General features: G+C 40.2%; 13 protein-coding genes. 4 read left to right on the forward strand and 9 right to left on the reverse strand.

What is annotated here, in order from left to right; all coding sequences use genetic code 11:
- The first annotated feature begins 5 nt into the window (after positions 1–5).
- Both JXQ92_RS03240 and trhA read left to right on the forward strand, forming a co-directional pair.
- Positions 6–824, forward strand: coding sequence for an ion transporter (locus JXQ92_RS03240; RefSeq protein ID WP_421985143.1), 819 nt, complete (start codon positions 6–8; stop codon positions 822–824).
- A complete protein-coding gene (gene trhA, locus JXQ92_RS03245; RefSeq protein ID WP_421985144.1) occupies positions 808–1461 on the forward strand; it encodes a PAQR family membrane homeostasis protein TrhA in 654 nt (217 codons plus the stop codon). The genes JXQ92_RS03240 and trhA overlap by 17 nt, the downstream gene beginning before the upstream one ends.
- On the opposite strand, the gene JXQ92_RS03250 is transcribed toward trhA, so the two are convergent.
- Positions 1448–2464: an RluA family pseudouridine synthase gene (locus JXQ92_RS03250; RefSeq protein ID WP_421985145.1), complete on the reverse strand. Its 1017-nt coding sequence runs from the start codon at positions 2462–2464 to the stop codon at positions 1448–1450. The genes trhA and JXQ92_RS03250 overlap by 14 nt on opposite strands.
- 43 nt (positions 2465–2507) lie before the next feature.
- Here JXQ92_RS03250 and JXQ92_RS03255 point away from each other — a divergent pair, with 43 nt between their 5' ends.
- Positions 2508–3395, forward strand: a complete 888-nt coding sequence (locus JXQ92_RS03255) for a 1-aminocyclopropane-1-carboxylate deaminase/D-cysteine desulfhydrase (protein WP_421985146.1) — start codon at positions 2508–2510, stop codon at positions 3393–3395.
- Here the strand turns inward: JXQ92_RS03255 and JXQ92_RS03260 are convergent, their stop codons facing one another.
- The 5 genes from JXQ92_RS03260 to rbfA form a co-directional block, all read right to left on the reverse strand.
- Complete coding sequence (locus JXQ92_RS03260; protein WP_421985147.1) at positions 3396–3800, reverse strand: DM13 domain-containing protein; 405 nt, start codon at positions 3798–3800, stop codon at positions 3396–3398.
- A 69-nt stretch (positions 3801–3869) separates the two neighbouring features.
- On the reverse strand, positions 3870–5243 hold the full coding sequence (radA, locus tag JXQ92_RS03265) for a DNA repair protein RadA (RefSeq protein ID WP_421985148.1): 1374 nt from the start codon (positions 5241–5243) through the stop codon (positions 3870–3872).
- A 34-nt stretch (positions 5244–5277) separates the two neighbouring features.
- Positions 5278–8211, reverse strand: coding sequence for a DEAD/DEAH box helicase (locus JXQ92_RS03270; RefSeq protein WP_421985149.1), 2934 nt, complete (start codon positions 8209–8211; stop codon positions 5278–5280).
- A 72-nt stretch (positions 8212–8283) separates the two neighbouring features.
- Positions 8284–9510, reverse strand: a complete 1227-nt coding sequence (locus JXQ92_RS03275) for an ABC transporter permease (RefSeq protein WP_421985150.1) — start codon at positions 9508–9510, stop codon at positions 8284–8286.
- Positions 9507–9884 (reverse strand): 30S ribosome-binding factor RbfA, encoded by a 378-nt coding sequence (gene rbfA, locus JXQ92_RS03280; RefSeq protein ID WP_421985151.1) that lies wholly within the window; start codon positions 9882–9884, stop codon positions 9507–9509. The genes JXQ92_RS03275 and rbfA overlap by 4 nt, the downstream gene beginning before the upstream one ends.
- Before the next feature lie 80 nt (positions 9885–9964).
- On the opposite strand from rbfA, the gene JXQ92_RS03285 reads away from it, so the two are divergent.
- Positions 9965–11008 carry a hypothetical protein gene (locus JXQ92_RS03285; protein WP_421985152.1) on the forward strand — a complete coding sequence of 348 codons (1044 nt, stop codon included), beginning with the start codon at positions 9965–9967 and terminating at the stop codon, positions 11006–11008.
- Here JXQ92_RS03285 and rpiB read toward each other — a convergent pair.
- The 3 genes from rpiB to glyA are packed head-to-tail and all read right to left on the reverse strand — an operon-like array spanning position 11002 to position 13548.
- A complete protein-coding gene (gene rpiB, locus JXQ92_RS03290) occupies positions 11002–11436 on the reverse strand; it encodes a ribose 5-phosphate isomerase B (RefSeq protein WP_421985153.1) in 435 nt (144 codons plus the stop codon). The genes JXQ92_RS03285 and rpiB overlap by 7 nt on opposite strands.
- Positions 11433–12272, reverse strand: a complete 840-nt coding sequence (gene tatC / locus JXQ92_RS03295) for a twin-arginine translocase subunit TatC (protein WP_421985154.1) — start codon at positions 12270–12272, stop codon at positions 11433–11435. Before tatC ends, rpiB begins: the two co-directional genes overlap by 4 nt.
- 1 nt (position 12273) lies before the next feature.
- The gene (gene glyA, locus JXQ92_RS03300) at positions 12274–13548 is read right to left on the reverse strand and encodes a serine hydroxymethyltransferase (RefSeq protein WP_421985155.1); all 1275 of its coding nucleotides are present in this window, start codon (positions 13546–13548) and stop codon (positions 12274–12276) included.
- Between the last annotated feature and the right edge of the window lie 5 nt (positions 13549–13553).

Consider the following 13553-nt stretch of genomic DNA (forward strand, 5'->3'; position numbering starts at 1 on the left):
AAGCAATGGCCAGTACGCTTAAAAGAAGACTTTTTGTAATCATCTTCGGCACGGATACCCCGGCTGGTAGAGCTTTCGATATTGCTTTATTAATCGCCATATTAATAAGCATTTTTGCCGTAATGCTAGAAAGTGTCCAATCCTTAGAGGAGAATTATGGGCATATATTTAGAATAGTAGAATGGGTTTTGACAATTGCATTTACCCTTGAATATGTAACAAGAGTATATGTTACCGACCGTAAGAGTCAATACATCTTTAGTTTTTATGGGCTGATTGACTTGCTCTCCTTACTCCCAACCTATTTAAGCCTCATTTTCACCGGAACACAGTATTTGCTCATTATCCGAGCACTTCGATTGCTTCGCGTATTTAGAATATTAAAACTTGGGCGTTACGTTGGCGAAGGCGAGCAATTGATGCGGGCGCTTCGTTCTAGCCGACATAAAATCACCGTTTTTATGGGTACAGTGGTGACTTTGGTGGTCATTATGGGTACGGTTATGTATTTAGTTGAAGGCGGGGAAAATGGTTTTACAAGTATTCCAAAAAGTATCTACTGGGCCATTGTTACCTTAACTACAGTGGGGTATGGAGATATAGCCCCTCAGACTGTATTAGGTCAAAGTATTGCCTCTTTTGTAATGATTCTTGGCTATGCCATTATAGCAGTTCCTACAGGTATTGTGACTGTTGCCTTAGGCAAGGAAAAGGACAAGCAAGCATTACTCGCCTGTGATAATTGCCAAGAAACTGGCCACGCTGAAGATGCTATCCACTGCAAGTTTTGCGGAGTAAAACTTCTCCATGACAAAGAAGATTAAGTTAGACCTCTACTCGCCTGAAGAGGAACTCGCCAATGCCATAACCCACGGAGTGGGTATAATCGGTGGTATAATTGGTTTAGTTCTTACACTACAAAACAGTGCTTTAAACCCTTCAAATGTCACTTGGAGTGGCGTAATTTTCTTCTTAAGTATCATTTTCCTTTACACGGCCTCTACAATATATCATAGCATTAGTGGGCAAAAGAAAAAGTACTTGTTTAAGCAATTAGATCATATTGGTATTTATATTTTAATTGCAGGAACCTTTACGCCTTTTGCCTGGGGAATACTTGGAAATGACGCTTCAGGGCAAAATATGATCATTGCCGTTTGGCTTATTGCTCTAGCGGGAATTCTCTTCAAAGTGTTCTATACCGGTAAATTTGAAGCCATTTCTCTGATCTCCTATGTAGGGATGGGCTGGCTCGGCTTCTTAATGTTCGATGATATTACGAAATACCTTGGTCGCGACGTTGTAGACCTTATGCTTTATGGTGGAGTATTCTATACATCGGGTATTATATTTTACCTGATGCGGAGGCTAAAATACCATCACGCCATTTGGCACTTATTTGTTTTGGCTGGAACGGGGTTTCATGTTTGGGGCGTTTTAAAATACGTTATTCGTATTTAACGTAGTGTTCCCATTTCTCTAAAACATTCACAAAATCTTCTGGAAGTTCTGATTCAAACTGCACTTCTTTTCCTGTTTTCGGATGAACGAAGCCCAAAGACTTCGCATGAAGCGCCTGCCTAGGTATAAGTTTGAATGCATTATCGACAAAAGACTTATACTTTGAGAATTGTGTCCCTTTCAACAGCACATTGCCTCCATAAGTAGCATCATTGAACAATGGGTGCCCTAAATATTTCAAATGAGCCCGTATTTGATGCGTCCTTCCTGTCTCCAAATTACATTTGATCAAGGATACATATCTTAAGTCTTTAAGCACTTTATAATGAGTAATTGCTGTTCTTCCTCGCGATCCATCTTCAATCGCCACTGTTACTCTTCGGTCTTTTTCACTTCTTCCGAGGTTAACATTAATTGTACCTTCTTGTTCTTTCGGTACGCCCCAAACCAACGCATAATAAGTTCTTTCTATACTATGGTCGAAAAACTGTTTTGCCAAGGAGCTCATGGCGGTTTCCGTTTTCGCAATTACGAGTAGGCCTGAAGTATCTTTATCAATTCGATGTACTAAACCTGGCCTACCTTCATTATCCTTCATTGTCGGCAATTGCTGAAAATGGTGCACTAAGGCATTGACCAAAGTACCAGACCAATTATTATAAGCCGGATGCACAACCATTCCAGGCGCTTTATTGACAATGAGTACATCCTCATCTTCGTACATAATATTCAGTGGAATATCTTCTGGAAGAAGTTCTGTTTCGCGAGGGGGTTCAGGCAGCGCGACTACAATTTCATCGTTCGGGTGTACTTTATAGTTTGGCTTCACCTCATTGCCATTAACCTTAACAAAGCCATCTTTAATGCCCTGTTGGACTTTATTTCGGGTAACGTTGGGTAAACGATCCATTAGAAACTTATCTACCCGATATGGTTCTTGGCCAGCATCGCAGATAATCCTGTGGTGCTCAAATAATTCTTCGTCTTCGAACGCGTCGCTCATAATGAATCTATTTCTCCAACAAAGATATCACTAACTTCATGGCATGGAAATAAGTCAGGCTCCAGTACAGCAAATACATGAACCTGTTTTTGAAGAAAAGGGCGTAAAAGTCTTTATAAAAAGGGAGGACTTAATCCATCCCGTTGTTTCAGGGAACAAATGGCGAAAGCTTAAATACAACCTTTTAGAAGCTAAAAAACAAGGTCACGATACGCTCTTAACCTTTGGTGGTGCTTACTCCAATCACATCCATGCAGTGGCTGGTGCCGGTCTGGCATATGGTTATAAAACGATAGGAATTATTAGAGGAGAAGAGACTTTGCCTCTCAATAGCACCTTGACTTACGCCAAGGCGTGCGGGATGAAATTGGAATATATGGATAGGCCTGCTTATCGGTTGAAAGAAACCCTTCAAGTAAAGCATAATTTACTTTCCGATTATGGAAATTTCTACCGCATACCTGAAGGCGGTACCAATTCATTGGCTATTAAGGGTTGCGAAGAAATTGTATCTGACCTTGAGGATAATTATGACTTTTATACTGTTAGTGTTGGTACTGGAGGCACTATTTCTGGGCTTATTTCATCTTTAAATGGAAAAGGGAAAATCATTGGATTTTCTTCCTTAAAAGGCAGTTTCTTAACCAAAGAGATAGAAAAACTACTTAGTGACTACACTTCAAAACATGTTAGCAACTGGGAAATCCATAATGATTATCACTTCGGGGGCTATGCAAAAGTAAAACCGGCGTTACTAAGCTTTATAAAGGGTTTTGAAGACCGCCATAACATCTTACTTGACCCTGTTTATACTGGTAAATCGCTGTTTGGTATTTATGACCTTATCCACAAGGGCTATTTCAAAAGAAACAGTAAGGTTTTATTCATTCATACGGGTGGCCTTCAAGGACGTGCAGGCTTTGGTCTTTAATTATTTTAGGTCAGAACCTCCCCAAAATTTATTGTATTCTTCACAGTGTACCATTATTGTCTGATATTTCGAGACATCTATTGATGAGGGAATATCATAAGCTGCTTTTCCTTTGTAATTGGTAAGTTTCGCTACTAAAACTGGCTCGCCAATCTTCAATGCGTTTTTGCTACCTATATCGTCCAACTTGGCTTTGGATAAGAATATTTTAAGATCGGGCGCCTTCTTAGCCTCAAAATCATCACCAAGCAAAAGCTTATGGCCATTTTCCGATTTTACAATCTTCCAGCTTCCCTCAAATGTTGTCCATCGACTATAGTTATCCCATTCGCCTTGATATGCGACTTCTTGGGCATTAAGAAAAGAAAGGGATATCAATAATATGAATGACGAGATGATCTTCATGACTTAAAATTTCAACCATAACGCTCTGTAGCCGTCAGATCGTTCCCTCTTATTAAATATTAAAGCGCTTTAGCCTAAAAGGTCTTCAAAAACATCTTTGAGTTTACCGAAGGGCTTAATGGTAATATTGAAGTTTTTGAGGTCGAGTCCTTTTGTGTTGTATCTCGAGATATAGATCGTTTCAAAACCAAGTTTTTCGGCTTCGGAGATTCTGCTTTCAATTCTATTCACTGCTCGAATCTCTCCTCCCAAACCAACTTCTGCGGCAAATGCGACTTTCTCAGAAATGGATATATCGTGATATGAGCTAACTAGTGAGGCACAAACCGCTAGGTCTAATGCAGGTTCTTCTATCCTAATTCCTCCCGCAACATTCAAAAAAACGTCTTGAGCATTGAACCTAAGGCCTCCTCGCTTTTCTAAAACTGCCAAAAGCATGTTCAGCCTTTTCCCATCAAAACCTGTAGTGCTTCGCTGAGGCGTACCATAAGCTGCCGTACTGACTAAAGATTGTATTTCGATCATAAGAGGCCTGTTCCCTTCAATTGTTGCCCCAATAGCGACACCGGGCAAATCTTCAGCGCGCTGTGAGATTAAAATTTCCGACGGATTTGATACTTGTCTTAAACCTGTTTCTTGCATTTCGTAAATCCCAAGTTCCGACGTAGAGCCAAACCTGTTTTTTACGGTTCTAAGAATCCTATAGGTCAAATGTCTATCTCCTTCGAACTGCAGCACAGTATCAACCATGTGCTCCAAGATTTTTGGTCCGGCGATACTGCCGTCTTTTGTAATGTGACCTACTAGGAAAACTGGCGTATTGGTTTCTTTCGCAAACTTCATGAGCTCACCGGTACATTCTCTTACTTGAGAAACTGAACCTGCAGCTGATTCTATACGGTTTGTATGAAGTGTTTGAATAGAATCGATCACCAGCACCTGAGGTGACATTTCCTTTACTTGGCTGAATATATTTTGAGTACTCGTTTCGGAAAGAATGAAGCAGTTATCCGTTCCAACGCCGATTCGTTCAGCACGCATTTTGATCTGCTGCTGGCTTTCTTCTCCTGATACATAGAGTACTTTGGTGTTGGATGCGCTCAATGCTACTTGTAGCATAAGTGTTGATTTGCCTATGCCTGGCTCACCACCGATAAGCACCAAAGAGCCTGCTACAATTCCTCCGCCTAAAACGCGGTTGAGCTCTGCATCTTTGGTTACCAACCTCTTTTCAGAGCCTTTCTCAATAGCTTTTACGTTGATTGGTTTTTGTCGAGTTGTGGGTTTATCATCATTCCGCCAAGAAGTTTTAGCAGGATCAGTTTTTTCAATGACTTCTTCTACATAAGTGTTCCATTCATTGCACGAAGGACACTTGCCTATCCATTTGGCCGAATTTGCGCCACAATTTTGGCAGATATATGTACTTTTTACTTTGGCCATTTCACATGAATATAACTGATATTGAGTTTGCAGGCTATGCTAATAACTCCGAAATATCTGATGATGTAAGTTTCTTAATAAAGCTTTCTTCTGTGGTAATTAAGTCAGAAGCTAATTTCAACTTGTTCTTTTGTAAAGCCAAAATCTTCTCCTCGACAGTATTTCGAGCGATAAATTTATAGGTGAAAACGGTATTCTTTTGGCCGATTCTATGGGCACGGTCTACGGCTTGCTCTTCTATGGCAGGGTTCCACCAAGGATCGAGTAAAAATACATAGTCTGCCTCTGTCAAGTTTAGGCCTAAACCACCTGCTCTCAGGGAAATTAAGAAGAGCTTTATGTCTTTATTATTTTGGAAGTTATCTACCTGCCCTTGCCTATCTTTTGTGGTACCATCTAAGTAAGCATACGCTAGCCCTTCTTTGTCAAAATACGATTTAACGATACTCAAATGCTTAACGAACTGACTGAATATTAAGATTTTATGTCCTTCGCTCAAGGCTGATTCAATCATGTATTGAATGTCTTCAAGCTTCCCTGATTCGCCCTCATACCCGGGTTCAACCATTTGTGGGTGGTTGGCAATTTGTCTCAGTTTTGTTAACCCTTGAAGCAAAAGAAGCTGCGATTTCTTGATACCACTTTGTTCAATAGTTTCAAGAATTTTATTACGATAATAAGATTTAACCTCTTCGTACTTTTCTGCCTGTTCATCAGACATTTCGCTATACTTAATGTTCTCAATTTTCTCAGGAAGGTCTTTGGCTACTTGAGATTTTTGACGCCGAAGTATAAAGGGCTTAATTATGACATTGAGTTTGCGCGTTTTCTCGATATCATGTTTTTTCTCGATCGGTAATTGAAACTCGTTTTTAAAGTACTTCTCATCCCCAAGTAAACCCGGGTTAATAAAGCTCAACTGAGACCACAAATCCATGGTACTATTCTCTAAAGGTGTACCCGTAAGAATTAGTCTATGTCTCGATTTTAATTTTCCTACTGATTTTGCTATACGTGAATCAGGGTTTTTAATGGCCTGCGATTCATCTAGAATGATATAATTGAAATAGAATGTGCTAAGTATGTCAATGTCGATTCTTGTGATGCCATAGGAAGTGATCACCAAATCGTAATCTGCAAAAGTTTCTGGATTTTTGTTGCGCTGAACTCCCGTGTAAACAAGCGTTTTCAGGTTTGGTGTAAATTTAGAGGCTTCAATTTGCCAATTGTATATTAAGGAGGTGGGCATAACCAAAAGAGAAGGGGAAATTACACCATCCTTCTTCTGTGATTGTAGAAGTGCCAAAGTCTGCACGGTTTTACCCAGACCCATGTCGTCGGCAAGACACCCGCCAAAGCTATAGTCGGCTAAGAAACGCATCCAGTTATATCCTGCCTTCTGATACGGCCTTAATTCTCCTTTAAACTCATCAGGTAATTTATAGTCTTCAATTTCTTCAAAGCCATGTAGCTTTTGAAGCTTTCTATCCATGGTGACTTGGGCCAGTTTCCCATTCGTTAAGTCTTGAATTAAAGAGAGATGGTGCTTTTTAAGCCTGAGGTTCTGACCATTATCATCTTCCTCCATAAAGGCGAAAAGCTCTGCATAGTCTGTCAACCAAGCATCTGGAATTACAGCAATTTGCCCATTTGGCAGTGTAATTTCCTTGGTTTTCTTGTTGATGAGCTTACGAAGTTCTTTGAAAGGTATTTCGTAATCACCGAACCTTACTATGGCATGAATATCGAACCAGTCAATACTCTCATTTACCTTAATTTCTAAAGAAGATTCTCCTATAAAATACTTCTTACGCTCATCGTCTGTTTGGCGAACGCTAATATCGTTTGCTTCTAAGAGGTCTGCATTTTCGCTAAGCCATGTGAACGCTTTCCCTCTAGCCATTGACACTCTTCCATTCTGAAACTTCAACCCTGATTCTTGAAGCTTTTTTACAAGGTCTATCTCATGATCACCATCGCGCCTAACTTTATGAAATACGTAGTTGTCATCCTTTTTCTCCAGTTTAACAGAAGAATTAGGAGCTGCTTCATATCCAAATTCATAGGGGCCATAGTCAAAACCTATCTTAAAAAGGATCTTGCTTTCATCAGCATTTGGGTCATTTGCTTTAGATCTGCTATCGAAAAGTTCTCCATTAGTTGCTTGCACAAGTTCCGAAAAGGAAATGACAGGTTTTACTGGAAATCGCTCTGTATTTATATCAAAGCCTTTGGCATAAACATCAAAAGAGGCTACCAATTGGGTGACGAATTTCTCGTAATAAGTCTCTTCAACTTTCCTTGGCACTACAATGAACTTCTTGTTCAAGAAGGGCTTAAGTTTTTTGCCATCGACGTTTTTAGCAAAGCGAAGCAATTTGTTTCCTACAATCAGCCAAGCAGGTTCATGACAAATGAGGTACGATCCGTTGTATTGCCACTCTACCTTTTCGCCTTGGTGCTTCATGGTAGGAAAATAGTGGGTGTTTTCTTCGTTTCTTCTGAAATGGAAGAGGACAGTAGCCTTTTCTTTTTCCCACTGTATTTGTTTCCATGTAGGTTCGCCATCCCTACCCATTTCAAAGATCATTTTACCGTCAAGCAAGTCAAGAATCTTGGCTCTTCTATGTTCTAAGTATTGGTGTATGGTTTCTTGCAGGGCTTTGTCTCCCTTTTCTTTGTCATATACCTTAAAGAAAAATTCGGCAGGCTTAACTTTTTGTTTGTAAAACTTCAGAACGATGGCCTCTTGCTGCATTTCGTCCATTAGCTTTATTAACTCATAGTCTCTTTCATCGAGGTCTTTGCCAAACTCGTTGGCATTCTTTGATGAGATGTTTTGATGCTGAAGCGTGAGCCTTCCTTTCTCGTCTAACTGAATAACAAATGACTCGAACAAATAGCCAAGGTACTCATGCTGAAAAAGCGAGTAAATTAATTGGAACGGTTGAGCTGTTGAGACCTTCATTTGAATCTTGGGCGATTCGCAAATTAAAGATTTCTTCTAAAGTGAGAACACTTATCTCGAAGTAAATTTCAATTAATCTAAATGTGCGATAGGATTTACTCTCGAGGCTAAAACCGCAGGGCGATAAGCGGTAAGAATGGTAATGATGAAAATACTAAAACCGACCAATAGGAAGTCTAACCAGACAATTTTCACCGGATAGGCATTTACAACTGAAGAGGACATGCCCAATCCGATTAAGCCGAATTCTTGCTGCAGAATACAAAAGGTTAAGCCCAAGAAAAGACCAATAATACAACCTACAAAGGCAATGATAATGCCTTGCTTAAGAAAGATTCCTTTCACCATTTGCTTGGTTCCGCCTACGGCAAAAAGAATGGAAATATCTCTTCGTTTTTCAATAGCCAGCATGGAAAGAGAAAAGAAGATATTGAAAGAGGCGATCAGCGTAATAAAAGTAAGTCCTATGTAAACAAAAAGCTTCTCGATTTTAACGGCTCTCAGAAGCTCAGCATGTTGTTCGTCGCTATCGAGCACATTGAAATCGGCCCCTAGGAATTCTTTTACCGTGGCTTTTACCTTTCTTAGGCTGGCACCTTCATTCAAATAAAGCTCTATGGACGTTCTTCTGTTTTTATAATCCATTGCACGTTGAGCGGCTCTCAAGGGCACAAAAACTAATGTCTCATCATAAGCTGCTTCAACGCTAAAAGCACCCGCTGGTTTAAGGCGCACTTTTCTCACAGCGTTAAGCCCTGGAGCGGTACCTGGTCTCAGTTTTTTTGGATATACGATTTGGATATCATACATATCGCTTCCCAGTAAAACCCCCAATTCATAAGCTACACCTGCCCCTAGAATAGCGAAATTCTCAGTGCCCTCTTCGAGTTTAAGCTCTCCTTCTAGCATAAATGTGTCGAGTTTATTCGCTTTTAAGTATGAATCTTCGATTCCTTTAATCCTTACCACGACTTGCTGATCGCGATAGGTTACAAGGGCATTATCTTCAATTACACCTGCGGAAGAACTCACACCCTCTAGACTTTCTAGCTGCGCAAATAGATCAGCATTGACTTCAAACGACTTTCCTTTCACTGATTCGATTTTTAAATCAGGGTCGAAAGTTTGATAAACTGATCGAAGTACATCTTCAAGACCATTGAAAACTGAAAGCACAATGATAAGGGCCATCGTACCGATGGCCACGCCAACCATAGATACCCATGACAGGATTTGAATAAAGTTCTTAGACTTTTTTGATGAAAAGTACCGTTTCGCTATGAATGTAGAAACGTTCAATCTTCCTCTGATTCTTTATCGTCAGGAATTTCAAGTGAGTTGATGATAGAGTCCATTCTTGAGCCTGTTTCGGCCGTTGTATCCAAGAAAAACGCCAACTCTGGAATTACTCTAACATCTTTTCCAATAGATCTTCCGAGCTTCCCTCTTACTCTTGGTTTCACACTGTTCAGGAAATCAATCACACTTTCAGCAGCATTAATCGGGAACACACTGATGTACAAACGGGCTAGTCCTAAGTCTGGACTCATCGATACGTCAGTTACTGTCACTAGTTTTCCTAAAAACTCCGCAGAAAACTCTTGTGTAAAGATGTGACTCACTTCTTTTTGAATGAGTTTAGAAAACTGTTGCTGCCTTTTGCTACCTGCCATGCTGCAAATATCTGATATAATTATTGATTTTCCTTCCAGCGCAATTTTTAGCTTATTTGTAGCCAGTTAAACGAGGCACATTGTTAAGTTATTTTAAGAAGAACGATCCTTTCCGCATTATTGGGCTAGTACTTATTCTACTCGTCACTCGTATTGGGTTTTTTCTTTTCTCAAGTTTAGGTCAATCCTTGCTGAAAGACGCGAATTATACCTCTTTACGTTCTGGCGCTAACGATCTTCTAAATCCTTTCTTCACGCATTCCGGACCACTTTCCGACCTAACATTTATTGGTATTGAATCACTAGGTTCGCCAATTTTCAGTATCATATTAGCCGCTTTACTCATTCTGTTCAATAGCATCCTTCTCAATTCAATATTCATACGAAATTCCTCTTTTGAAGAGTCTTCCTTTTTACCGGCGGCCGTACTCATTATTTTGATGAGTGCTTCGCCAAAGTTCTATTTTTTGAGCCCTGCTCTTATTGGCAGCAGTTTCATTATTTTTAGCTTAAACCATTTATTCTTTCATATCAAGTATAAAGGGTCTGAAGAGAATATTATTACTACAGGTTTTACAGTTGGTCTGGCCGGCTTGTTCTTCTATCCGTATTTCTGGTTTTACCTCTTAATCGTCATTATCTACTTATTCTATTCTAGCACCATCACTCGACGGTACTTTTTAATGACTTGGGGCTTTGTATTACCTTTCTTAATCTCTTGGGTGGTGTTTCTTTTTCTAGATAAAGGGGCTGAGTTTACAAATGACTTGTTTCAGCAAATCGTATATGCTCAGGTCTTAGGCGAAGGGCTCAATAATGGATTGACTGTTTTTGGGCTCGGCTTGGGGCTTTCAATAATTGCCACCATTCAAGGTTTTTCTGGCCTAGGTATGACTAACCACCAAATAATGGTTCAGAAGGCGATGAGTTGGCTTGGATTTTTTGGGATTGCTCTATTTGCAATTTTTGGAGATGCTAACTTAAGTGGCTTGACTATTCTAACGCTTCCAATGGCTTATTTCACCACTAAAATGTTGACTTCAATCAAGAAGAATCTATTGTCGGAGTTACTTTTTATTGCTCTTATGGGAAGTGCCGTCGCTACACTTTTAGTGATTTACTGACAGCTGATTTTATTCACGCGTCTTTCGTGTCTTCCTCCTTCAAATGCAGTAGTAATGAAGGTGTTCACCATATTTTCAGCAAGATCATAATCAACGAAACGAGCGGGAATACATACTACATTGGCATTATTATGCTGACGTGCTAGTGCTGCGAGTTCAGTATTCCAAACTAAGGCGGCTCTAATGTCTTGATGTTTATTAGCTGTCATGCAGACACCATTTCCACTACCACAAATTGCAATGCCACCATCCAATTCACCTTTCTCAATAGCATCAGCCATAGGATGGATATAATCAGGATAGTCAACTGAGTCGGTAGTACTAGGGCCAAAATCTGTCACTTCAAAACCTTGATCTTTCAAAAAAGCGATCACTTTTTCTTTGTATTCAAAACCGGCATGGTCGCCACCTATTCCAACTTTTTTCATAAGGCTTCTTCTTGTTCTCTTATTATTCTTTTACGCTCGATCCTCTTTGAAACGAGTATACTTACTTCATAGAGGAAAGTAAGTGGTAATGCAATTAACACTTGGCTCATTACATCTGGAGGCGTAATGATGGCTGATATTACCAGAATTACTACAAATGAGTGACGTCTATAGCTTCGCATCAATTTCGGCGTGACAATTCCTGCTTTAGATAGAATGTAGGTGACTACCGGTAATTGAAACATTAATCCACACGCCAATGAGAGTGTTGCCACCATGCCTATGATATTGGACAGGTCATAGTTGTTATCAATTTTAGGGCTGAGCATGTAATTTTGTAAAAAGTTAAAGCTCAGCGGTGTAACAATAAAATATCCGAAAACTACTCCTGATAAAAAGAGGACAGTTACTACAAATACGATACCTCGTGATGCTTTTTTCTCATTGCTTCTTAAACCCGGCTTAACAAATCGCCATATTTCCCAAAAAGCATAAGGGAACGCTATTAATAAACCAACCACAAGTGAAGACTTAATATGCCAAACGAACTGACCCGTGATATTTCTATTTTGAATATCCATTTCGAAGGGTTCTAAGCATAAAGCTGGGGTATCCAGAACAGTCGAAAGTTCACAAAGCATTCTATACGTCCAAAAATTACTTTCCGTAGGACCCAAGATGAGGACATCGAAAATGAAGTCTTTGAAGAAAAAGGCTATGACTGAAAACACAAGTACAGACGCTACCGCACGTACAAGGTGCCACCTAAGTTCTTCTAGGTGGTCGAGGAATCCCATTTCCTCTTCTGGCGAGTCTGATATTTGATCTAATGCCACTTTAAGATTTGAACAAAGGGTATTGGTTCATCCATTGGTTAATCTCTTGTTTAACCTTTTGAATATGTGAAGCGTTTTCAGCATTTGATAAAACGCTATCGATAAAGTCCACAATTCTCTCCATATCCGATTCTACCATACCCCTTGTGGTAATAGCTGCCGTTCCAACTCTCATTCCTGAAGTAACAAAGGGAGATTTGTCATCGAAAGGAACCATGTTCTTATTGATGGTAATATCCGCTAAGCCCAATGCTTTCTCAGCAATCTTACCTGTCAAACCTTTAGACCTCAAGTCAATTAGCATAAGGTGGTTATCTGTTCCGCCAGAAATTAAGTCGTAGCCTCTATTCACGAATGCGTCAGCCATAACGGAAGCGTTCTTTTTCACTTGCAAAACGTATTCCATATAGTTATCGCTAAGGGCTTCGCCAAACGCGACTGCCTTTGCAGCAATAACATGTTCGAGTGGCCCTCCTTGTGTTCCTGGAAATACGCCTCCATCTAATAACTGAGACATCATTTTCACTTGACCTTTCATGGTCTTGTGACCCCAAGGGTTTTCAAAATCTTCGCCCATCATGATAAGCCCGCCCCTTGGGCCTCTCAATGTCTTATGTGTAGTTGTAGTTACAATATCACAATGTGCCAGAGGATCATTGAGCAGGCCTCTTGCAATTAAGCCTGAAGGGTGTGAGATGTCAGCCAACAGAATAGCTCCCACTTCTTCTGCAATATCTTTTAACGCTGCATAATCCCAGTCTCGGCTATAGGCAGATGCTCCACAAATAATCATCTGCGGCTTTTCCTTACGGGCTATTTCACCCACTTTATTCCAATCAATCAGCCCTGTGTCTTTCTCAACACCATAAAAGAAGGGTTGATAAAGTTTTCCAGAAAAGTTTACAGTTGAACCATGGGTCAAGTGACCACCATGCGACAAATCAAAGCCTAGAATTTTATCTCCGGGATTAAGGCAGGCCAACATAACAGCCGCATTAGCTTGAGCTCCTGAATGTGGCTGAACGTTTGCCCAAGTAGCTCCAAAAAGCTCCTTAACGCGGTCAATCGCAATGTTTTCGATTTCATCCACCACTTCACAACCACCATAATATCGCTTGCCCGGGAGCCCTTCAGCATATTTATTGGTTAAAACCGATCCCATGGCACTAATTACTTCTGACGAAGCATAGTTTTCTGAAGCGATTAGCTCAATACCTTCGGTTTGTCTTTTTTCTTCTTTAGAGATGAGGTCGAAGATGACTTTGTCCTGATTCATTAGAT

It is taken from the genome of Roseivirga sp., assembly GCF_049099775.1.
GTDB lineage: Bacteria > Bacteroidota > Bacteroidia > Cytophagales > Cyclobacteriaceae > Roseivirga.